The sequence below is a fragment of the Paenibacillus sp. Marseille-Q9583 genome, assembly GCF_976954365.1.
In genome coordinates, this window is record NZ_CDRJTB010000001.1 from 61,303 (window position 1) to 84,811 (window position 23,509).

Here is a 23,509-nt window from a genome sequence, read left to right on the forward strand (position 1 = left end):
TTCATTAATGTGCTTCTTCTTCGTGAATCGTCATCTGTGCGATATAAACCATCGTCAGAATCGTAAAGATAAATGCTTGTAGTGCCCCGACGAAAATACTGAAGCCTTGCCATACAGCCAGGAACGGAATACTGAGAATCCCCAGCTTCAAAATGACTGTAATCAGTACTTCTCCGGCAAAAATGTTAGCAAATAGACGAATAGCCAGCGCTACTGGTTTTGCCAGGTTCTCGATAATGTTCAGTGGCAAAAAGATTGGAAACGGCTCAATATAGTGTTTGAAATAATGCTTGCCGTTGAGCTTAATGCCCAGGAAGTTCATCAGTATAAACACGATAATTGCCAATCCTGCAGTGATATTAATGTCAGCAGTCGGCGACTTGTACCATAAGATCTCAACATGATCACCATGCGCCAAGTTCCTGGTTGCTTCAATCACATGGCCAAACACGGTTACAGGTCCATGTGCTTCAGTTACAACGGAGAAAGGCAATCCAAGAAGGTTGGAAACAAAGATAAACAGAATCAACGTCAGCCCCAAAGATATGTAAGGTTTTCCTTTCTTCAGGTCCATGGCACTGCTTATGACACCCTCTACAAATTCAACAACCCATTCCATAAAATTCTGAAGCTTAGATGGATTCTCAACCGAAAGCTTACGAACCGACAGCATCACCAGCACAAATACTACTGTACAACTGATCAGAAGCATCAATACGGCTGATATATCTATCGGTATTCCCCCGACAAAGATTTTCGGCATCTCATGCATAGTATCATCCCCCTTTCTCTTTAATCTGGTTAAAGTTTGTTCTTCACACTCAGATATATCCCCGCAGGAATGGCGAGAAGCTGAGGAATGAATACGCCTGAAACAGTTGCTACCAGGGAGAAATGCTCAATCTTGACCGCGAACATGGTGACCAAAATTGCGAAGCTAATCCGTGTAACAAAACCGAGGCTGAAGGCATTCCCTTCGTTGCTCGCAATCGACTGCGTTACCCGTCGAACCTTGACGGCCAGATAACGAAAGTTTACCAATCCCGCCACCAGACCCAGAGTCATGCCCAGGGTAAAATCCCTGGTCTCATGATGAAGCGCCCAGCCCATTAAGAGTCCTGCCATAAGGACGAGCGTAACTCTAGTGACGGTATTGATCATGGGAGTCATATTATCCATTCTGCTCCCCCAAAAATTTTTTAATTAACAGGACGACGTTCACAATTCCCAGAATCATTCCGGTTATAGTGCCAATAGCGAGCCAATATTTTGGCCCCTCCATCAAGTCTTTCAGCCACCTTGCCGCAAAAAAACCAATAACAATGTAAGCGGCGAGTATAGTGCCTGCACTTCCAATGATAAGCGCGGTCTGTAACAAGCTGTCCCTGCTATTTTGTTCTTTCATGGCTACAATCCCAACTAATTTTACTGAATTTCTGGAGTCTTTGTCAATTCATTGAACATTGCCCAAAAACCCTTGAAAACATGAAAATAATCACAGCAAAATGTTCCAAAACCATATAAACCGTACAGTTTCACTGTATGTTGATTTTAATCAGTTCAGATATTACTTTAAATGAAATTATTTATTTTTTGTGAACATTCTGTGAAACTCTTCAGGACGCTCCTTATTTACACCAAAATGGTGCAAAATCGCATTGACAATTCGTTGGGAGGCTTTGCCATCTCCGTACGGGTTGGCGGCCCGACTCATCGACTGATAGAGCTCATTATCAGTCAAAAGAGCATGTGTCCGTTCATACACCTTCTCCTCGTCCGTGCCCACAAGTTCTAGCGTTCCAGCGTCTATCCCTTCAGGACGCTCCGTTGTATCACGAAGCACAAGTACGGGTACTCCGTATGAAGGAGCTTCCTCTTGTAAGCCGCCAGAATCGGTTAATATCAAGTGGGTATGCGGATAAAAATTATGCAAATCCACGACATCCAGCGGATCAATCAGCTTAATTCTTGGATGTCCACCCAAAATTTCATGTGCCGGTTCCTTAACTGCAGGACTTGGATGCACAGGATAAACAATGGCTACATCTTCGAATTCATCAGCGATTCTTTTGATAGCCCGGAAGATATTACGATGCGGTTCACCTTGTGATTCTCTACGGTGAGCAGTCATCAAAATAAGTTTTTTTCCTGAAGCAAAATCCAAAACAGGATGCCGGTAATCCGGCTGTACGGTATATTGAAACACATCGGTTACAGTGTTGCCTGTGATATAAATACTTGATTCTTTTTTGTTCTCATGTCTCAGATTACTAGCTGACCAATCCGTTGGAGCGAAATGCAGGTCCGCTAACACACCTGTAAGTTGACGATTCATTTCTTCAGGATAAGGAGACAATTTGTTCCATGTCCGAAGTCCTGCTTCTACGTGCCCAACCTGAATTTGCTGCAGGAAAGAGGCGTAACTTGCAAGGAACGTCGTTAATGTGTCCCCGTGCACCAGAACGAGATCAGGTTTAACCTCTCTCAACACAGGTTCCAAGCCTTCAAGTACACGAATAGTAATCTCATTAAGCGTCTGACGGTCCTTCATCACATCCAGATCGTAATCAGGTGTGATGTTGAACACTTCCAACACTTGATCGAGTAACTCCCTGTGCTGTGCGGTTACACATACGATTGACTCGATATGCTCAGGATGCTTCTTCAGTTCAAGAACTAAAGGAGCCATCTTGATCGCCTCGGGGCGCACTCCGAAAATAGTCATTACTTTAATTTTGGACATAACCCCTACCCTCTCATCAAAAAATAAAAAACCTTCGTATTACCAATTACTATTTACTTAGTTCCGTATAAACGGTCTCCAGCATCACCAAGTCCTGGGACGATATATCCATGTTCATTCAAATGAGAATCAAGCGCAGCTACGTAAATATCTACATCCGGATGAGCCTCTTGAACGGCAGCAACACCTTCTGGAGCTGCAATCAGGTTCATCATTTTAATTTGTGTACAGCCACGCTTCTTCAGCGAGGTAATAGCAGCAATCGCAGATCCCCCCGTAGCTAGCATTGGATCAATTACGATCAGCTCACGTTCCTGTACATCTGTAGGAAGCTTGATGTAATACTCAACCGGTTGAAGCGTGTCCGGATCACGGAATAAGCCAACATGTCCTACTTTAGCAGCAGGAAGAAGCTTCAGAACGCCCTCAAGCATACCCAGACCAGCACGAAGAATAGGGATAAGCCCAAGCATTCTTCCAGAAATCACTTTACTTTCCGTTTCAGTGACCGGTGTTTGTACTGTAATGGTTTCTAGAGGAATATCACGTGTTATCTCATAAGCCATCAGTGTGGCAACTTCGTCAACATGCTCTCTGAAATCCTTCGTGTTTGTTCTTACGTCGCGAATAAATGTTAGTTTGTGTTGAATTAAAGGATGATCGCAAATCACCAATTTTCCCATTTCCTGTCCCTCCGGTAATTGTAAGTCGTGTCTATAACCCTAGAAAGCGCTTTTGCTTCTCTATGGCTAAATCCTGTCTATTATAGCATTCCCATCGCCGCATTTCACCTAGAAAGGCACATGTATCCATATTGAGCCCCTACCCCTGTATTTTTCTTTGCTTATAAAGGTAAGGATTGGTAATTTTATTGCCTTTTCAGGAATAAAACCTAGATTAGGTTGTGCAAATTTGCACTTTTCATACTATTCACATTTTTTTCACTATTGTTTATGAAAGTTCCATGAACTTTCATGATTAATTTCATGATTTTCCATCAATTCACCCAGATAATATTGTGAACAATAAACAACAAAAAACCTCCACCAAACCCTAAAATCAGGACTCGGTAGAGGTAAATTTATTAATGAATACGAGAATAAGAACTAGTACTTCAGTTCTGGATAAAGTGGGTACTGATCCGTCAAATCAGCAACTTGACGAGCTGCCTCAGCTAATTTCACTTCATCCTTCGGATTCTTCAGAACATTAGCTATAATGCGGCCAATAACCACCATAGCTTGCTCATCCATACCACGGGAAGTAACCGCAGGTGTACCAATACGAATACCGCTTGTTACGAAAGGACTTGTAGGATCAAATGGAATTGCGTTTTTATTCACAGTGATTCCGATGGAATCTAGTACTTTTTCCGCATCTTTTCCGGTAATGTTCAGGTTACGTGTATCAAGCAACATCAAGTGGTTATCTGTACCACCGGATACAATGTTAACCCCTTCGCTAATCAGTGTTTCTGCAAGAACATTTGCATTCTTCACTACATTCTCAGCATAGGTCTTAAAGGATGGCAGCAAAGCTTCGCCGAATGCGACTGCTTTTGACGCAATGACATGCATCAGCGGTCCACCTTGGGAACCAGGGAATACGGCTTTATCGATAGCAGCCGCCCATGGCTGTCTGCACATAATCATACCTCCGCGGGGACCGCGTAAAGTCTTATGTGTTGTAGTTGTAACGAAATGAGCATGAGGAACCGGGCTCGGATGAAGACCAGCAGCAACAAGACCTGCGATATGGGCCATATCTACCATAAACAACGCACCGACATCATTGGCGATAGCACCAAGTTTTTCAAAATCAATAATACGCGGATACGCACTTGCACCAGCAACAATCAACTTAGGACGGTGCTTGAAGGCTGCTTTGCGTACTTCGTCATAATCAATTAGGAAAGTATCTTCTTGTACACCATAAGCTACGAAATTATAGAGTAATCCAGAAGCATTTACTGGACTACCATGCGTTAAATGTCCGCCATGCGCCAAGTTCATGCCAAGAACCGTGTCGCCCGGGTTAAGCGCAGCGAGATATACAGCCATATTCGCTTGTGCTCCAGAGTGAGGCTGTACGTTGACATGTTCCGCACCGAACAATTCTTTTGCACGATCACGAGCCAGATTCTCAACGATATCCACATCTTCACAGCCACCATAATACCGTTTGCCTGGATAGCCTTCTGCATATTTGTTCGTAAGCACTGAGCCCATGGCTTCCATTACGGCTTCGCTAACGATATTCTCTGAGGCAATAAGCTCAATGTTGGCACGCTGACGTTTCAGTTCCAGTTCCATTGCTTCCAGTACTGCCGGGTCACTCTTACGTAATTGTTCCATGTTCTTATTTCCTCCCTAGTGTGTGTAGATATGTTGTATTTAAATAGAAACGATTTGCCCGCCACGAAAAAGCTTTAGGTCTACGTTTCTGCAAAAACATAAATCTAAGTTCATCAATCACAAACCTGTGAACCACTCTGTTCAAGAGTGCGGTAAACCGCACGTTCGCCGCCAATAAGCGGAGGTCTGGCCCATGCTGCGTTCACTCTAGCAGCTCCAATGTACCGTAAGGTCGGTCGAAAAGGGACTGCCACGCGGCGCAAATGCATACCTATAAGAGTCTCACCAATGTCTAAGCCAGCATGCGCTTCTATCGTTTCCGCCAGAACAGGATCTTTCATAGAGCGATAGGCGGCCGCAGCCATCGAACCGCCAGCACCAGGTATAGGTACAGCTGAAACTTCATTTAGCCCAAGCGACTCTAGCAAAGAGCGCTCCATTACAAGCGCACGATTCAGATGCTCGCAGCACTGATAAACGAGATGAAATCCTTTTTCCGCTGCGACCAAATGAGCCCCTTCAAGCAGTTGCTGTGCGACTTCAAGCGCACCACCGGTTCCAATACGGACACCCGCGACCTCACTTGTGCTAACTCCTAGGACAACAATTTTACCAGATCCAAGGTTACCAGCTTCCGCCAACTCCCTTAACACAGTGACAGTAGCTTCAGTTAAAGATAACCCCACAACTTTGTCCATCACCCTACCTCCTCTAGCTTCAAACAAGCTTCATTTAAACAAAAAAGAGCAGTCCGCAGGTAGCTGCGGATTTGCTCTTTTGCCCAGGCGACCGGCCGTTTATTCCGATGCTCCATCGTGGTTTGATCCACATTTGTCGCCAGTTACATCGGAACCGATTAGTTGTACTTTCATCTTAAAGCAAAGCCGACTGAAAATCAACTATTTACAAATGGCGTAAGGATTCCAGTTTATCTAATAAACTAAACAACGAAGTGCGAATCTCAGCAGCAGTAAGTTCATAATCTTCACGCGTACCCCCGAATGGATCAGAAATATCAAAGCTTGGGATACGCTGGCGGATTTCAATCATTCGTTGTAGGTCCGTTGCGCTCGGTTCACCACCTAGAGCTATGCTTAACTCAGCATCTGCATAAAGGCTGTCCAATTCTTTAATATCCTCAGTCACAGCTTCTTCGTTATGCACGTATTCCTTCAATGTATATGTTTTTGTTACGGCATCCGGAAAATACTGTAGCAAATGCTGCTTATGTCCACTGGTTAAGGTAAGCACAAGATCGGCCCAAGCGACGGATTGCCCCGTTAATTGCGATGACTCTAAATGATCATAAATGCCTTCTTCTTGCAAAATAGCTGCAGCATGTCTCGATATAGAAGTACCAGAAATGGCAGATACACCTGCAGACCGCACTTCCAGGTCGATTCCACGTTCCTTCGCAAGCTTTCGTAAAAGCCCCTCAGCCATAGGACTACGGCATGTATTACCGGTGCAGACGAATAAAATATGCAGCATGCTTTTGCACCCCCATGAAATTAAAATATTGTAATGCCGTTATTGTATCAAAAGATGAATAGCAAGCCAAACCCCAATAAAATAGCCCCGCCCAGTGCTTCCCCATATTCCCCGAGTCCACGACTGACATGCCTGCCAAGAAGCAGGCCGATAATTGACATCAGACCTCCACAGGCACCAAAGGCTAGTATAGTCAGAAGCACACCATTCACAAACATCCCTAAGGAAACCCCAACGGAAAAAGAATCCACACTTACACTGAGTGATAGAAGCAGCATTCCCCATAATGTTCGGTGATTCATAGCTCGCGTACCTACCACTTCCGGACGAAAGGAGTTATACACCATATGTCCGCCTAACAGCACAAGTAGCCCTCCTGCGGCATAAGTTGTTACTTGACCTAGCAAATGTCCGACATAACTTCCAGTCAATAAACCTAGAAGAGGCATCAGCATATGAAAAAAAGCAATGAGCACACTCATTTGCAGAATATGCAACAGACGAATCCCCTTCATCCCGATCCCTACTCCGAGCGAAAAGGCATCCATCCCTAATGCAATCGCCATTATAGCAATAGTAACTGTCTGCCCCCAACCGGCATATACATCTCCTATGCCCATGCTTAACCCCCCAAGTCCGAAATATCTTGTACAACAACGATATGCGGACAAGGGGGTAATCATGACTTCATAGGAGATTTCAGATTCGAAGAACCTATACTATAGCTGGATAGAAAGGTCGCCGTGACTATCCGGCGTCAATGACGGAACCACCGGCTGCCTTCATAAGCCGGTTCATAATAGCTACGCCGAGGCCCGTATACGGACAAGCCTCGGCCAAGATGTAAGTCGCTCCCGCTTCATCGAAGCGCCGCAGCGCAGCATATAGGGAGCGTGCCCCTTCCTCCGGCGAGGATAACGAGCCGAGGGAAAGAACGCAGGCGGCGGAATCGGCGGGATAGAGGGGCTTATGCTCCTCGAAGAGGAGTAAGCCCGTCACTTCGCCGCTCAGCTGTGCCGCCTGAAGTAGACTCGCGGCTTCATCCGCAACACGTTGCGGAGAAGATCCGCTCACCACGCCGAGCCAGCCGCGCGGCGCGTAGTGCGTGTACTTCATGCCCGGCGCTCGTGGCGCCGAGCTGTCGGAAACAGCTTCTGCACCGTGGCGCTCCTTCGGCGCAGTGGCTACTGGAGCTTCCGTTGCTGCGGAAGTTCCAAATTCTTTAACCACAGCTGGCTCAGCAGCAATGGCTTCTGCTCCCACTACAGCAGCTAACTGCTCCAAAGTAATCCCACCAGGGCGAAGCACGGCAACCTTTCCATCAGGCTGCACCTGCACCACAGTTGACTCCAGTCCAACTCCAGCCGCGCCACCATCAAGTACACCGCCAATGTATCCTGCCAAGTCTTCCATCACATGTGAAGCTAAGGTCGGACTCGGACGACCGGAACGGTTAGCACTAGGTGCCGCAACGGGACAGCCCGCTGCACTGATCAGCGCCAAAGCTACCGGATGATCAGGCATACGAACACCTACCGTGTCCAGTCCTGCCGTTACACAAGGTGACAAAACACCCTCACGAACAGGAAGTACAACTGTCAGCGGTCCTGGCCAATAAGCATGCATCAATACCGCAGCCGTAGGATGCACTTCTGTAACCAGCTCGTCCAGAGCACCTGGATCGGCTATATGCACGATAAGGGGATTATCAGACGGTCGCCCTTTTGCCGCAAAAACAGCCTCAACTGCCGCAGTATTCCGCGCATCCGCACCAAGTCCATAGACCGTTTCGGTTGGAAAAGCGACCGTTCCACCTTCACGAAGCATGGTTGCCGCCTCCACGATGGCTAACTTATTCTCCTCACTTGGCTGAAGTACATCGGAATCCGAAGCTGCATCTTCCAGCAAATCCAGTACCCAATATACAGTCTCATTTCTATTTCCACTCCGCCGCTGAACGGCGAATAAAGGGTCATGTGGTTCATTCATTCTCATCACAGGCTTTCTACAGGATATATATTGAACAATAGCTTTTCTTGCAATCTTAGGATAAATACTCTGGAGGTTCATTAACTCTAATCTTACCAAAAAGCGGCCCCAATGAAGGCGCCGCAGTCGATCTGCTTATGAAATAGTAACATATCTAGATTCAAAACTATAGACCATTTCCACAAAACCAAAGGGCTAACATCAGCATTAGGACCATAATCCGCTAATCCAGTTCCAAAGGTTTTGCAGCAGTTCCCAAACGAAGAACCGTACCTCTGGCTCTGCGGAATCCGCTGCTGCAACATCCTTTGCCGAAGAATCTGCTTGTACAGCTGTCCCTACTGCTGGTTGCGCCTTAACTCCGCTATCTGCCCCGGCAGCCGAGACAGTCTTCGTCCCTTTATTAGCAGCAGGCGCTGCTGCATCTCCGGAGCCTGCATCAATAAAGCACAGCGGCGGAAACAATACACACCACCAGTTCTGACCCTTTCCTTCGCCCAACGTAACCCGCACAGCCTCGTATTCTCCGGCCGGATAGACTGTTCCACCGTATAATTTGGTCGGAAAAGGAACTACACCCAGCTCAACTTTATAAGAATATTGAATGCCGCGTTTCTCTAGCTCCGATCCAACCAGTGCATTAAGCTCTGGTAGATGAGTTCTAATTAAAGCGCGTGCCTGCTCTAAACTCTGTGGGTCCTCAAGTGCAGTTACCCACTGGTTCATTTGCTCTACGATTGTATCGCGGATTTGCCGCTTCACTAGTTGATCTTGTGTTCCGTCCGAATTCGCCAGAATACGCAGCCGGATAGAATCCTGTGGAATCGATACTTCGGCTACTGCTGCATCGGTTTTTTGACCTTCCCAGGCCATGATAACGATCATAAAAAAACAAATTAAAATGGCAGTATACTTAAAAGTTACACGTAAGGAATCTCTTTTATCCATATGATTATCGTTCATTTGTCGCAGCCCCTCTCCTCTTAACTCTCATGCTAGTAGTATGTCCAGAGATGAGAGACTGCAAACCTATGAATCTATTAAATCTATAATTTTACAGCAAGTGCCTTAGGCAACTGCAAATCCTCCTCAACATCCCGACCATAAAGATGCACACTCATTACAATCCCCATACAGGCCATATTAATTAAAAGAGATGTGCCTCCATAACTGATGAACGGAAGTGTAATTCCCGTAAGCGGCATTAGGCCGATAAAAGCTCCAATATTCTCTAAGATTTGATATAGCAGCATTGCCGTAATTCCAATAATCAAAAACGGACCAGTACGCTCCCTACTCTCTAGAGCAATCAGTATCATCCGATGAAGAAGAATAAAAAAGAGCAACAGCAGCAGCGCTGAACCCACAAACCCAAACTCCTCCGCAACCTGTACGAATATGGCATCCGAATAGGTATATGGAACACGATTACTCTGCACAGAGCTTCCTTGCATGTACCCCTCGCCGCTCATCCCTCCGGAGGCAATAGCCACTTTAGCATTTTTCGTGTGATAGCTTGCATCATCTGACGCCAAATCAGGTACGAGCCAAGGATCAAAACGATCCACTAAATGCTTCCTGCCAAGGGTCTCCTCAAAAAAATATACCGCTTCATCATGATAGTGAATATAGCTCAGAATTCCTGCAAGACCCAACCCGCCAACGATTAGTAATCCGATGAGTGCATGTGAAATTTTGATATTCCCGATCCATAGAAGACCGATTAATATTACGATGTAGCTTAGCGCATTCCCCAGATCATTCTGTACAATCACAATAACAAAAGGAAGCAATGTTAGAAGCGCCAGCGGGACGACTCCCTTCCAGAAGGTTAGCGTATCTCCTTGTTTACGGACCAGTATGGACGCGAGTAAAAGAATCAATATCAACTTAAAAAGCTCCGCAGGTTGAAAGCTAAGTCCACCTATCTCTAGCCCTAATTGCGCACCGTTCTTTACCTTACCAAAAAAACTAACCGACACTAGCAGACCAATACCCAAGATGTAAATATAAAGAGCATATTTAACAAATATCCTATAGTCCACGAAGGTAAGCACAAAAAACGCTACAAACCCTACAATGTAGTATTTAAGCATTTGTAGATGGAATCCATCTAGTTTCTGAACTAATCTACCATTAGTCACGCTGTATATCGAAAGAATACTAATAACCATCAGCATAACTAGAACAATAAGAATCACGCTGTCGATCTTCTTGAGCTTTTTAAGCATACGCAAACCCCTTACTCTATTAAGGTTCCAACCACCCTCACCTGAGGAAAGTCTCTCCTTTCTATTGTAGAGCATTCAAAGCCACAATTCCAAATTTATGTAATACACCCGATATCAGAGATTCACATCCCAAAATAAAAAACCGCCAGTTCCCATCCTTAAAAGATGAGTTTCTGACGGTTTTGATTTAGTGATTAAACCTGTTTGGCGGCTGCATAAGGAGTAGGCTTAGGCAAATCTTCCTCTACATCTTGACCATGCAGACGCACACTCATTACCAGCCCAATGCTAGCCATGTTAATAAGCAGGGAGGTACCTCCGAAGCTGATGAATGGCAACGTGATACCTGTCAAAGGCATCAGACCAATAAACGCGCCGATATTCTCAAAAATCTGATACAGCATCATCGCGACAATGCCGACGATCAGAAATGGACCTGCTCGATCTCTGGATTCCAGCGCAATCAGAATCATTCGATGAATCAGGATAAAATATAGTAGCAGCACAAATGCAGAACCTACGAATCCAAATTCCTCGGCAATCTGTACAAAGATTGAGTCCGAATACGTATAAGGCACTCGATCCGTCTGAACAGAACTGCCATTCATGTAGCCCTCACCGCTCATCCCACCTGAGGCAATCGCCAATTTGGCATTTTTAGTATGGTAAAGAGCTTTCGCCGTTGCTTTGTCCGGAACAAGCCACGGATCGAAACGTTCAATCCAGTGCGATCGATTAATATCGGTAAAGAACGCTTTAATCTCGTCGTGATAATGGATATAGCTCATGATCCCGGCAATCGCTGAACTCGCTACAATCACTACCCCAATTAATGCGTGAGTGTACTTAATATTACCGATCCATAACAGACCCGCAAGAATCACAATGTAAGACAAGGCATTCCCAAGGTCATTTTGTGTAAGAACAATAATAAATGGAAATAAGGTCAGTAAGCCCAGCGGCACAACATCCCGCCAAAACAAGAGTTTACTCTTATTCTTTCGAACAAGCATCGCTGCCAGAAAAAGAATCAATATCAGCTTGAACAGCTCGGCAGGCTGAAGGCTCAGTCCTCCAGGGAGGGACAACCAGCCTTGGGCATTATTCTTAGTCTCGCCCAAAAAGCTGACGAGGACCAGGATACCTATCCCAAACAAATAAATATATAGCGCGTATTTCACTAAAATTCTGTAATCTAAAAAGGTCATTCCAATAAAAGCAATAAAGCCAATTGCATAATACATCATCATACGGATATGATGTCCGTCCAGCTTTTCTCTTCCATGTGTCACACTATATATGGCGAAGATGCTGACAGTCATGAGCAATAACAGAACGACTACGATAGCACCATCAATTTTTTTAATCTTCTGAAGCACGTTCTGCCTCCCTACTCTAAATCTGGGCTTACTTTTATGGTCACCAAGAAGTCCGGTTAAATTCTATTGTAAAGGAAGTCGGGTTGAAAATACAATTTTACTCCCCGATCAACAGGAGTCCCCTGCACAGCATGCATTTATTATCGTGCTATACCTAGCACATGACGTGGAATTCCAGCCAGATCATTAATGGTGATGATCTCTTTCCAATGGCCCGCCGCTGCAAGTAGCGCGGCCACTTGCTCGGCTTGTCCGAAGCCGAGTTCAAAGCCGATCAGGCGCGGCGGTGCCGGGAGCAGCGCCAGCTGCTCCATCATGCGGCGGTACGGGTCCAGCCCGTCCGCTCCGCCATCCAGCGCAGTGCGCGGCTCATGGTCGCGCACCTCACGCTGCAGCCCGGCGATATCCTCGCCGGGAATGTACGGCGGGTTGGAGACGAGAATATCCGTCTCCATCCCCGCGAACGGCTCGAGCAGATCGCCGAGCCGAAAGTCCACAGCTGTGCCATTGCGCAGGGCGTTGCGCTCGGCCACACCCAAAGCCGCCGGCGAAATATCGCCGGCGCAGACCCGCCACGCGGGCGCTTCCGCCGCCAGCGTGACGGAAATCGCTCCGCTGCCGGCGCCGATATCGACGGCGGTCAGCGGCCGTACGGCGCGTCCACTTTCCGCGCCGCCCGCACGATCTTGCGCTGCTGCTAACGAAGCAGCGCCTTCTTCCTGCGCCGCTTCACTCGGCGCAACCATGCCGTCCGGCCAAAGCTCCGCGCCGTACCGCAAAATCGCCTCGACGAGCAGCTCCGTCTCCGGCCGTGGAATAAGCACATCAGGCGTCACTTCAAAAGGACGCCCGTAGAACTCTTGCTCGCCGATGATATATTGCACCGGCTCACCCTTACTCCGGCGGGTAACTCCCGCCTCCCACTTTTCCTTGACCGCAGTTGGAAAAGAATCTGCCAGCGCCATATAATACGCTGCCCCGGACAAGCCAAGCACATGCTCCAGCAGTAATTGCGCACTGCGTTGCGGTTCATTACAACCGCTCTGGCTCAAAAAAGAAGAAGCCTCCGCAAAGGCTTCCCGGATGCTTTTCACTTCCGACATGACAAATACGCCATCGTTCAAAGCATTATTATCCATTGTCCATACTATCCATCAAATCAGCTTGTTCAGCAATTGAAAGAGCCGAAATAATTTCAGTGATTTCTCCGTTCATAACCTGCTCCAGACGGTGCAGTGTCAAGCCAATGCGATGATCTGTAACCCGGCTCTGCGGGAAGTTATATGTCCGGATACGCTCACTACGATCACCCGTACCTACTTTGCTCTTCCGTTCACCAGCATACTTTGCTTCTTCTTCCTGCCGCTTCATATCGGAGATACGGGCACGAAGCACTTGAAGCGCCTTTTCCTTATTGGAGTTCTGTGACTTACCGTCCTGACAGGTAGCAACGATGCCCGTAGGTACATGGGTTACACGTACTGCAGACTTGGTCGTATTTACAGACTGTCCGCCTGCACCACTTGAACAGAAGGTATCCACACGAATATCTTTATCATGGATTTCAATCTCAAATGCTTCAGCTTCCGGCATCACCGATACGGTAGAAGTAGAGGTATGAATACGTCCACCGGATTCAGTCGCCGGGATACGTTGTACGCGATGCGCACCACTTTCGTATTTCAGCTTACTGTATGCACCGCGGCCGTTAATAAGGAAGATTACCTCTTTAAATCCACCAAGATCACTCGCGTTGACATCCATTAGCTCCACGCGCCAGCCTTGTGAATCTGCAAACCGGGTGTACATCCGATAAAGGTCGGAAGCAAACAATGCAGCTTCATCTCCACCCGCTGCACCACGAATTTCGACGATGACGTTCTTATCATCATTCGGGTCTTTAGGCAGTAGCAATACACGGATCTGCTCTTCCAGCTCTACCTGACGTTTGGAAAGGTCGTCAATTTCCATCTTGACCATTTCCTTCATCTCATCATCAAGCTTTTCGCCTTGCATCTGCTTAGCAGCTTCAAGCTCTTCCATTACACTCTTATATTCAGTATACGCCTCAAATGCAGGCTGTAGGTCTGATTGTTCTTTGGAATAATCCCTCAGTTTCTTACTGTCGTTTGCAACATCCGGATCACAAAGCAGTTCACTGAGCTTCTCATAGCGGTCCGCCAGGGATTGCAATCGGTCCAACAAGGGAATTCACCTCTCCTAGTTCAATTTCAAATTCGCAAATAAAGACATTAAAACATATGTCATAAAAATAGATATACGACTTTATATTATACCAAAGATATTGTGAAATGGCTACAGTTCTGTACGCGTAAATCCCTTAATAAATGACTTATATTTTAAAAAGGACCATCCCAGCAGTAGATACCCTCTACCGACTGAGATGACCCTCTTATCATTAGTACGCTTCAGTCCTCTTAAACGTTAAAACGGAAATGCATAACGTCGCCGTCCTGCACCAAATATTCTTTTCCTTCTAGACGCAGTTGACCACGTTCTTTCGCACCATTCATAGAGCCTGCTGCCAAAAGATCTGTGTAAGCCACTACCTCAGCACGGATAAATCCACGTTCAAAATCTGTGTGAATTACACCAGCAGCGCCGGGTGCTTTAGTTCCCTTACGAATGGTCCATGCACGAACTTCCTGAACGCCTGCTGTGAAATACGTATACAAGCCTAGAAGCTTGTAAGCCGCTTTGATCAAACGGTTCAAACCAGATTCTTCTAGCCCAAGTTCTTCTAAGAACATCGCTTTATCTTCGCCCTCAAGCTCGGCAATTTCAGCTTCTACTTTAGCACTGATCGGAACAACTTCAGCACCTTCAGTTGCTGCAAATTCACGCACTTGCTGCACATAAGGATTATTCTCAGCACTTGCTACTTCTTCTTCACTTACATTCGCAGCATACAGCACAGGCTTCAATGTTAACAAATGAAGATCACGGATAATAACCTTCTCGTCATCGGACAATTCTATACTACGTGCAGGTTTATCTTCGTAGAGCACTTCTTTGACGCGTTCAAGCAGTTCAACCTCTTGAGCGTATTTCTTGTCGCCGCCTTTGATGTTCTTACGGGAACGCTCAATCCGCTTCTCAATGCTCTCAATGTCAGCAAGAATCAGTTCCAAATTAATGGTCTGAATGTCGCTGATCGGATTTACTTTTCCATCCACGTGGGTAACGTTCTCATCTTCAAAACAACGAACGACATGAACGATAGCGTCTACTTCGCGAATATGAGCTAGGAACTTGTTGCCTAGTCCTTCGCCTTTACTTGCCCCGCGTACAAGACCAGCGATATCAACAAATTCAAAAGCAGTAGGTACAGTCTTGTTAGGTTGTACCAGCTCAGTCAGTTTATCAAGACGCTCGTCCGGAACTTCAACGACACCAACATTAGGATCAATCGTGCAAAAAGGGTAGTTTGCGGATTCTGCTCCCGCTTGCGTTATTGCATTAAACAATGTGGATTTTCCTACGTTAGGAAGACCGACGATTCCCGCTTTCAAAGCCATTTATATGACAACTCCTATTTTCAGCTAAATTGATCATCCGAATAAGTAATACGATCTAAACCATTATATATTAGAACATATTCTCCAGCAACACCGGATGTGTTGCAGATGTGTCTATCCAGCCTTATCCAAAGTGCGTCCAATTCAATGGGATTTAGCAAGTTCCAATACCTTTTGCACCGCCGGCTGATCCAATAGGGGCTTAGAAGTATCTGGATCAACCTCCACATCAGGGACTGTCTTCACTTCCTCGTTGCAGCTTCCATCAGAGTTCAGACCCATCTCAAAGGAAAACCTGAACACATAACCGCTATTAGGCAATGCAACGACAAGCGGATCCATCCCTAGTCCATCTCCACCTGTTCTGCTGCCTACAACCGTTGCAAACCCGGTACCTTTCGCAAATGCTGCAAGACCTTCCGATGCTGAATATACAGAGCTGTCTACTAGTAAATAGATTTTCCCTTTAAAACCAACGGATTTTTGAGGGATTACTACATCTGTATTTTTACTATATGTCTTGAACATCTTTAAGGCTTCAGATGGCAGATTGGGTAGCTGCTCGTCTTTAATGCCGGAAATAGGTTGTTGCCCCGCAGTGATCTGACGTGCCTGCATAAAGGTCTCAGCATAGTTGCCTCTTGTATAAAGTAAGTATGTATTGTATTCGATAGGTTTATTAATCAGTAGAGGAGCAATATAAATTCTCCAATAATTACTGTTTCCTCCCCCATTTCCGCGGATATCTAGAATTAGTGTCTTATAGTCTTTTACTTCTATTAAAAAATCACGAATCTCAGAACTATCCATCTCCATGAGATTGCCGCCAAAGCTTCGCATGCCTAGATACGCAATTTCTTCAGGCTCTATAATGACCTTCTTTACATTTCCGGAAGTCTTTCCTGTCTGACTCCCCGCCTCACCACTATTTAAATCATTATTGCTTTCATTAGTGCTTTGCTGCTGCTCCGCTAAAAGTTTCTGGTTGTAACGAGCCAATACATTTGGCTGTTGAAACACGTTGATCCAAGGCTCATAACCAAAACCTGCCTGAACATAGGTGTTTAGAAACCAGGGGTATTCTTCCTTAGATATAAAATTCGTATGCCCATTATTTAACCTGCTAAGCACGAATCTCATTCGCCTCAAAAACTCATCATCAGTCTTCACGGCTGCAATTTTATTGCGGTACTCCTCTTTGTTCGCAAGCCAATCCTCTCCATTTAGACGCTTATTTACCTCTAGGAAAGGGTAGTTCTCCTCAATAATCTTCCACATATAATCAAAATCCTCTAATCTTTGTTCCACTGTCAATGGAGACAACGCCGCTTCCAGCTGTTCTTCCGCTACCTTTGAAGAGGCTACCGGCGCAACCGGACTTGCCTGAACCTGCCCCGACGCAGATTGCTTTTTCCCTGGCAAATCCCCACGGTTGCAACTAACCAGTAACAGTATTGCAGCTACAAATAAAGCCGCTGGTAATACAAACCTTGGTCTCACCTTAATCCCCCTTCCAATATTCCATATAGCTGAATCCATTTTTAGGAATTTATTTAATAATCATATTTTTCTATTCCTCCTAATTCAAATATATTTATCACAATTATTTACATTAGTTTTCTTAGAACAACACAAAAAAGACCTCTTTCGAGGTCTCCACGGATAGCATTATAGATCTTTAGACATCGTAATGTCGGTTACGGTATATCCCATTTTTTTATACAGCTCAAATGCACGATTGTTCTGACCGAAGACATGTAACCCGATTTTGGTGACGTTCATCTCACGGGCTTCTTCATCAAGTGCGATCATAGCCTGCTTGCCATAACCTTTGCTCTGATACGGTTCAAAAATGTAGAAATCATAAATGAAAGCCTCTCGACCACTGCGGCCTTCACTTACATTAAACCAGATATATCCCACCTGGCTATCACTACTTATCTCTACTATAGAGTATAGATAAGCGCCATCTGTGTTCAATCCTTTGGGCAGTGACTGTGTTATAGCTTCCTCAGACAGCTTCATCGCGATTTCAGGATCCCAAGCGCCGGCTTTAATCTTATCTTCAGCGTAGTCACGAGTAGCTTGACCTAAGAAAAATTGAAAAGCAGACTCATCCATATGAACCAATTTAATCATCATCTTTTTTCACTTCCTCACTTCTATATTTACCATATACTTTTATTTACGTATTAAACGGGAAGTCCCACGTAAAGTTGCTAAATCGGGAGCTCCGATGCCGAACATTGCTATCTTAAGCTCCAGCTCTACCTGAGCCAGTGCAGCATCTAGCGCCTCTTCAGAATCTACTGCCGGTCCTAAAAGATTGCGTCCAAAGCCTGCTAAATCAGCACCGAGGGCCAATGCCTTCGCCGCATCCACACCATGCTTCAAGCCGCCGCTGCCAATCAATGCCCCCTTCGGGGAGACAGCACGTACCTCTGCAATGCAATCTGCGGTTGGAGTACCCCAGTCTGCGAAAGCTTCAGCCGCTGCGCGCCGTATAGGGTCTCTACTCCGAAACTTCTCGACCTGACTCCATGATGTTCCACCTGCACCCGCTACATCAACAAAAGCTACCCCTGCATTATAAAGATGTGCTGCTGTATCACCGTCAATGCCCCAGCCGACTTCTTTTACACCTACAGGAACCTCAAGTGCACGGCATACTTTTGCTATCTGCGATAGTAAGGAAGCAAAGCCAGTATTCCCTTCCGGTTGGAAGACCTCTTGAAGACCATTGAGATGCAGTACAAGAAAATCTGCACCAGCAATATCCACAGCCCGGCGACACTCCTCAATCCCGAAACCATAGGACAGCTGTACGGCGCCAATATTAGCGATAACCGGTATATCAGGTGCTTTGTCCCGTACATAAAAGGTTTCGGTTAGCTCAGAGCGCTCCACCGCCGCTCGCACAGAACCAACCCCCAGCGCCCATCCACGACGCTGCGCTGCCTCTGCTAGTCGTGCATTGATGGCTCCTGTAGCTGCACTGCCGCCTGTCATCGAGCTGATCAGCAGTGGTGTACGCAGCTCACGTTCCAGGAACGTAGTCTGCAATGATATATCATCGAAATTCAGCTCTGGAAGAGCATTATGCCGAAATTGGTAATGTTCAAACCCCGTAGTCACACCAACGCCACCAACTTCTTCATTTAGACAAAGGCGTACATGCTCTATTTTGCGTTCACCTGTCCTTGATGCAGGCAATAAAGAATTCTTGTCCGAAACCTCTACAATTGGTAGGCCATTGCCATGATCCGCGCCAGACTGCCTATTCGCATCATATGGTCCGGCCTCTTCTGGCGTATGATTCATGCTCCGTTCCTCCTATTCCTAAGCTACACTTATTATAACATATCCCTTCAGATGAATTTACAATATGAGGTGAGTGAAATACGAGGGTTGCTTCATTTCTCCCCACTAAGTGTTAATAGGTTGGTAACATGCTGGAGCATATTAACTTATAGAAAGTGCTCTGCAATACTTTCAGGAGGAACTACCGATGACATCAGATCGCGAACAACCCGTTCAGCCACAAACGATTCAAGATCAATCCTATATTCGTACGTCAAAGAAACGTACTTCTTCACGCCGCAGCAAACGAGTGATATGGGTTTTCGTTATTTTAATTCTCTGGTTAATCGGCGTCATGATATACCAGACACATAAACCTCTACCCGCAGGGATTTCCTATGAAAGTCCCATATACAAAGTGAATACCGTATCCTTCTGGCATGACTTAACCTATCCAGACAGTACGGACACAGGTAAGCAGGAGAGTGAAATTCTTCCGAGAATTCTACAGATTATCGAAGAATCTAGAGAATTCTTAGTCATTGACCTCTTCCTATTTAATGACTATACCCATAAGGATCAGTCGTTCCCTCCTGTCAGTCGAATGCTGACAGATAAGTTAATCTCACAAAAGAAAGCCTATCCCGAAATGGAGATTGTCTTCATTACCGATGAGGTCAATACCAATTACAACTCAGCACCCAATCATCTTCTGGAAGAAATGAAAGCTGTAGGGATACGAGTCATTATGACCGATGTTAATGCGCTGCGAGATTCTACCCCTGCTTATTCAGCCGTCTGGCGCACCTTCATTCAATGGTTCGGGCAATCCGGTAAAGGCTTTATCCCTAATCTTATGGCCAGTGGCGGACCGGATATTACCGCTCGATCTTATCTGAAGCTACTTAATGTAAAGGCGAACCATCGTAAAGTAATTGTTAGTGAGAACACCGCATTAATTTCCTCTGGAAATGTTCACGATGCCAGCGCCTACCACTCCAATATTGCTTTGGAGGTGCAGGGTCCAATTATTGCTGATATTCTCCAAACCGAGCAGGCGGCAGTCAATCTTTCAGATGCAGGTCCTTTGCTGCTTCATAAGCCCAGCTTCAATCAAGAGAAGAGCTTACCGTCAACGGAACCTCTGGAGGTTCGCTATTTAACAGAAGGAAAGGTATACAAATATGCGCTGCAAGGCATTAGGTCCGCCCAGAACGGGGATAACGTATGGATGGGGATGTTCTACCTTGCTGATGATGCCATTCTGGATGCGTTGGTAGAGGCTACTTCACGCGGGGCTAAAGTAAACCTAATCCTAGATCCAAATCAGAACGCTTTCGGACGCGATAAAATCGGGATCCCCAACCGCCCAGTTGCCATGGATCTGAACAAACGCACGAACGGCGAAATCTCTATTCGTTGGTACAATACGACCAAAGAGCAATATCATCCAAAGCTGCTCTTTATCGCCAAACAAACCGGCAGCTCCATCGTTCTTGGCGGTTCCACCAATTTCACCACACGCAATCTAGATGACTACAATCTCGAGAATGATCTGTGGATTTCTATGAAGCGAGATCAACCGCTGTTCAAAGACATGGATGCCTACTTTAATCGGCTGTGGAATAACGAGGGCCATGCATTCACTTTACCTTTCGAAGCCTATCAGAGCGATGTGACCTGGTACAAGTACATTCTGTTCCGGTTGCAAACCAACCTGGGCTTTACTACTTTTTAAACAAAAACCACCGTAGAGAAGGCAACACCCTCTACGGTGGTTTAATCTGTAATGAGGTTATAGCAGTGGGGACATTAATCTGGCAGCTGATTCCAGAATACGTACCACCATACGTTTATTCATAAAGGTCTCATGCACAATCTGAGTGGTGGACAATAAATCCCGTTCAAAATCAGCAACGATTCGTGTAACACTCTCTGTCTGAAGCAGCAATGCATTCACCTCAAAGTTAAGATGGAAGCTCCGCATGTCCATGTTTGCCGTACCAATGGTCGCTATTTCACCATCCACGATCAACAGCTTAGAGTGTATAAAGCCCTTCTCGTATTCATAAATCTTCACTCCAGCCTCCAGCAATGCCGGGAAATAGGAGTGCGAAGCCAGAAACGGAATCCATTTATCCGGCTTAGCAGGGAATAACAAGCGAACATCTAGACCAGATATAGCCGCTACACGTATCGCAGTCAGGATATCCTCGTCAGGAATGAAATAAGGGCTGGCAATCCAAACTGATTTCTCAGCTGAGGTGATCATGGAGAAAAATATATTTTTGAGTGCACGGCGTTCATTGTCCGGTCCACTCGCAATAATCTGTACTGCTCCGTCCCCTGTCATAAAGTGTAGCTGTGGTGTGAGATAATCCTGCTCCAGTATTTTTTCACCTGTAGTATGCATCCAATCTTGTAAGAAGATGATTTGCATCGTCCGTACCGCTTCACCTCTAACTAACATATGGGTGTCACGCCAGAATCCATAAGTTTTGCTACGGCTTAGATATTCATCGCCCACATTGAGTCCACCCATGAACCCGACATCACCGTCGATGACGACGATTTTTCGGTGATTCCGGTAATTGACCCGGCTAGAGAAAAAGGAGGTGGAATTACCGTATGAAGCCACCTGTACTCCAGCGTCAACTAACTCCTTCAAAAAGGCTCTGGAGAGTTGAAAGCTACCTACAGCATCATACATAAATCGGACAGACACTCCCGCACGCGCCTTCGCGATCAGAATCTGTTGAATACGCGTTCCAATGTGATCTGCACGGAAGATGTAATATTCCATATGTATATGGTGCTTCGCTTGTCGCAGCTCTAGCAGTAATGTCCCAAACGTCTCTTCACCATTGGTTAGGATGCGCGTCTCTGAAGCAAAGGAAATAGGAGTACGTGCTAGAGTCTTGGATAATAATAATAGTTTTTGACGCGAGGGGTCAAAGACCGACCAATCTTGATGCGTACGCAAAGCATCATTCTCAATCCGCTCATAGGCCATAAGATCTCTTTGTGCTTTTTTATCATATTTACGACGTTTAAATACATTCTGTCCAAATAGAAAATAAAAGACCAAACCGAGCACGGGGATCAACGCAAGCAAAAGAATCCATGACATTGTAGTAGAAGGATTACGGTTCTCCATAAAAATAGCTAAGCTAATTGAAACGACTGTCAGTGTGGAGAAAATACTAATAATCGTTCCAGCAGTACTCCCAAAAATACCAAAACCAAAATAATAAAATGCTATGAAAGCCCCAATAATAATTATAGATTGAAGTCCTCTTCTCATATTGTACCTACCTTCTTATTCATAAAAGCAACACCAAAATGACACATTTATATATTACATGAAGAACCTATATCTTCCTAGACAATTACTGTGTAAAAATCTATTTACAACAAAACTGTAACCCTTCTGTTCTGAAATTTGTAATGACAGGATGGATCGAATATAATTATTTTGACCAATTAGTCAATTATAGAACTGGGTAGTCAGAAAGGAGGTTATCCCCCCAATGAGCGATAAAACTGTGGACAAGCAGGAACAGATTATTAAGATCGCCATGCAGTTATTCGCTGTGAAAGGCTCTTCTTCCACGTCCATGCAAGAGATCGCCGAATTATGCGGAATTTCGAAGGGAAGCTTGTATCTAGTATTCAAATCCAAAGAAGAACTGGAACGCAGTATTTTTCTCTATTGTTACCGAATGATTCGTGATCCCTTATTACGTGAAGAACAAGAAACCCAAAGAACACCGCGTGAGAAGCTTAGGAATCAAATAGAAATTCTACTGAGTCATGTGTACGAATTACGTGAGTTCTTACAGCGTCAGATTCAGGAAGTTGCCGGAAAAGGATTTGATACTGAAGTACCGGAATGGCTGCGTAGAAACAATGCTTCCTTCTTGCGCTGGTTTCAGGTGAAGATGGAGACCCTTTATGGAAAAGACATCGTTCCCTATACCGGAGATTTATGTATTGTAGGTCATGGACTAATCAAGTCATATATTGCGGTTATTTTTCGTCAGGATACCCATTTGTCCCTTGCCGTTATGGCTGATCATCTAATGAATCTGCTAGATATTATTGTAGCTGGACTTCTTACAAGTAAGCAGGCTCCTCTCATCAACTCTACTATTCTTGCAAGCTGGATGGAGGAGAATGAGGAGAGCAAGCGCAAGAATCCACTGCAGATCATTAAGGACATGAAGACTGTGGTCAGTAAATTAGATAGTATAGAACCCGAAGAGTCAGCCGATTTGCTGGAATCGCTAAACATTCTAGAAGGCGAAGTCCTCTTACCACACCCACGCAAAGCAATCATACAGGGGATGTTGTCTAACCTCCAATCCTGCTCAGAGCTCACTACACCATTGGAAGAATTGAGGAAGCTGGTTACCTCTTTTTCAAATCATTCATGCTTATTTCGTTAATTGCTCTATAAAGAGTTTGTGAGAGAGAAGAACAT

The 23,509-nt window shown here is 45.5% G+C and carries 22 protein-coding genes and 1 riboswitch; of the genes, 2 read left to right on the forward strand and 20 right to left on the reverse strand.

Features of this window, described 5'->3' with window-relative positions; genetic code table 11:
* Positions 1–4 precede the first annotated feature (4 nt).
* The 19 genes from atpB to fni form a co-directional block, all read right to left on the reverse strand.
* Positions 5–772 (reverse strand): F0F1 ATP synthase subunit A, encoded by a 768-nt coding sequence (gene atpB / locus ACWNM1_RS00265; RefSeq protein ID WP_042192471.1) that lies wholly within the window; start codon positions 770–772, stop codon positions 5–7.
* 29 nt (positions 773–801) lie between these two features.
* The gene (locus tag ACWNM1_RS00270) at positions 802–1,179 is read right to left on the reverse strand and encodes an ATP synthase subunit I (protein WP_042192473.1); all 378 of its coding nucleotides are present in this window, start codon (positions 1,177–1,179) and stop codon (positions 802–804) included.
* A complete protein-coding gene (locus tag ACWNM1_RS00275; RefSeq protein ID WP_042192476.1) occupies positions 1,172–1,405 on the reverse strand; it encodes an AtpZ/AtpI family protein in 234 nt (77 codons plus the stop codon). Before ACWNM1_RS00275 ends, ACWNM1_RS00270 begins: the two co-directional genes overlap by 8 nt.
* Before the next feature lie 177 nt (positions 1,406–1,582).
* Positions 1,583–2,743, reverse strand: coding sequence for a non-hydrolyzing UDP-N-acetylglucosamine 2-epimerase (gene wecB / locus ACWNM1_RS00280; RefSeq protein WP_449599085.1), 1,161 nt, complete (start codon positions 2,741–2,743; stop codon positions 1,583–1,585).
* Between the two features lie 53 nt (positions 2,744–2,796).
* On the reverse strand, positions 2,797–3,426 hold the full coding sequence (gene upp / locus ACWNM1_RS00285; protein ID WP_060625979.1) for a uracil phosphoribosyltransferase: 630 nt from the start codon (positions 3,424–3,426) through the stop codon (positions 2,797–2,799).
* 423 nt (positions 3,427–3,849) lie between these two features.
* The gene (locus ACWNM1_RS00290; RefSeq protein ID WP_042192482.1) at positions 3,850–5,097 is read right to left on the reverse strand and encodes a serine hydroxymethyltransferase; all 1,248 of its coding nucleotides are present in this window, start codon (positions 5,095–5,097) and stop codon (positions 3,850–3,852) included.
* A 113-nt stretch (positions 5,098–5,210) separates the two neighbouring features.
* Positions 5,211–5,795: a TIGR01440 family protein gene (locus tag ACWNM1_RS00295; protein WP_449599086.1), complete on the reverse strand. Its 585-nt coding sequence runs from the start codon at positions 5,793–5,795 to the stop codon at positions 5,211–5,213.
* A 74-nt stretch (positions 5,796–5,869) separates the two neighbouring features.
* A riboswitch (ZMP/ZTP riboswitch) is annotated at positions 5,870–5,952 on the reverse strand.
* Positions 5,953–6,000: 48 nt separating this feature from the next.
* Positions 6,001–6,588 (reverse strand): low molecular weight protein arginine phosphatase, encoded by a 588-nt coding sequence (locus ACWNM1_RS00300; protein WP_449599088.1) that lies wholly within the window; start codon positions 6,586–6,588, stop codon positions 6,001–6,003.
* A gap of 47 nt (positions 6,589–6,635) precedes the next feature.
* A complete protein-coding gene (locus ACWNM1_RS00305; RefSeq protein ID WP_042192488.1) occupies positions 6,636–7,208 on the reverse strand; it encodes a manganese efflux pump MntP in 573 nt (190 codons plus the stop codon).
* Between the two features lie 127 nt (positions 7,209–7,335).
* Complete coding sequence (locus ACWNM1_RS00310) at positions 7,336–8,577, reverse strand: L-threonylcarbamoyladenylate synthase (protein WP_449599391.1); 1,242 nt, start codon at positions 8,575–8,577, stop codon at positions 7,336–7,338.
* Positions 8,578–8,784: 207 nt separating this feature from the next.
* Positions 8,785–9,540: a stage II sporulation protein R gene (spoIIR, locus tag ACWNM1_RS00315; RefSeq protein ID WP_449599089.1), complete on the reverse strand. Its 756-nt coding sequence runs from the start codon at positions 9,538–9,540 to the stop codon at positions 8,785–8,787.
* Positions 9,541–9,623: 83 nt separating this feature from the next.
* Positions 9,624–10,808, reverse strand: coding sequence for an FtsW/RodA/SpoVE family cell cycle protein (locus tag ACWNM1_RS00320; RefSeq protein WP_449599090.1), 1,185 nt, complete (start codon positions 10,806–10,808; stop codon positions 9,624–9,626).
* Positions 10,809–11,002: 194 nt separating this feature from the next.
* Positions 11,003–12,187, reverse strand: a complete 1,185-nt coding sequence (locus tag ACWNM1_RS00325) for an FtsW/RodA/SpoVE family cell cycle protein (RefSeq protein WP_449599091.1) — start codon at positions 12,185–12,187, stop codon at positions 11,003–11,005.
* Positions 12,188–12,327: 140 nt separating this feature from the next.
* Positions 12,328–13,326 (reverse strand): peptide chain release factor N(5)-glutamine methyltransferase, encoded by a 999-nt coding sequence (gene prmC, locus ACWNM1_RS00330; protein ID WP_449599092.1) that lies wholly within the window; start codon positions 13,324–13,326, stop codon positions 12,328–12,330.
* On the reverse strand, positions 13,319–14,392 hold the full coding sequence (gene prfA, locus ACWNM1_RS00335; protein ID WP_042192496.1) for a peptide chain release factor 1: 1,074 nt from the start codon (positions 14,390–14,392) through the stop codon (positions 13,319–13,321). The genes prmC and prfA overlap by 8 nt, the downstream gene beginning before the upstream one ends.
* 233 nt (positions 14,393–14,625) lie before the next feature.
* Entirely contained in the window at positions 14,626–15,726 is a 1,101-nt protein-coding gene (gene ychF, locus ACWNM1_RS00340; RefSeq protein WP_449599093.1) for a redox-regulated ATPase YchF, read from the reverse strand.
* Between the two features lie 144 nt (positions 15,727–15,870).
* Positions 15,871–17,226, reverse strand: coding sequence for a S41 family peptidase (locus tag ACWNM1_RS00345; protein ID WP_449599094.1), 1,356 nt, complete (start codon positions 17,224–17,226; stop codon positions 15,871–15,873).
* 168 nt (positions 17,227–17,394) lie between these two features.
* Positions 17,395–17,868 carry a GNAT family N-acetyltransferase gene (locus tag ACWNM1_RS00350; protein ID WP_234530757.1) on the reverse strand — a complete coding sequence of 158 codons (474 nt, stop codon included), beginning with the start codon at positions 17,866–17,868 and terminating at the stop codon, positions 17,395–17,397.
* A 39-nt stretch (positions 17,869–17,907) separates the two neighbouring features.
* Complete coding sequence (fni, locus tag ACWNM1_RS00355) at positions 17,908–19,047, reverse strand: type 2 isopentenyl-diphosphate Delta-isomerase (RefSeq protein ID WP_449599096.1); 1,140 nt, start codon at positions 19,045–19,047, stop codon at positions 17,908–17,910.
* Between the two features lie 187 nt (positions 19,048–19,234).
* On the opposite strand from fni, the gene ACWNM1_RS00360 reads away from it, so the two are divergent.
* Positions 19,235–20,764, forward strand: coding sequence for a phospholipase D family protein (locus ACWNM1_RS00360; RefSeq protein ID WP_449599097.1), 1,530 nt, complete (start codon positions 19,235–19,237; stop codon positions 20,762–20,764).
* A 57-nt stretch (positions 20,765–20,821) separates the two neighbouring features.
* Here the strand turns inward: ACWNM1_RS00360 and cls are convergent, their stop codons facing one another.
* Entirely contained in the window at positions 20,822–22,330 is a 1,509-nt protein-coding gene (gene cls / locus ACWNM1_RS00365; RefSeq protein ID WP_076285643.1) for a cardiolipin synthase, read from the reverse strand.
* Between the two features lie 226 nt (positions 22,331–22,556).
* Here cls and ACWNM1_RS00370 point away from each other — a divergent pair, with 226 nt between their 5' ends.
* Entirely contained in the window at positions 22,557–23,474 is a 918-nt protein-coding gene (locus ACWNM1_RS00370; RefSeq protein ID WP_149645355.1) for a TetR/AcrR family transcriptional regulator, read from the forward strand.
* Positions 23,475–23,509: the final 35 nt, after the last annotated feature.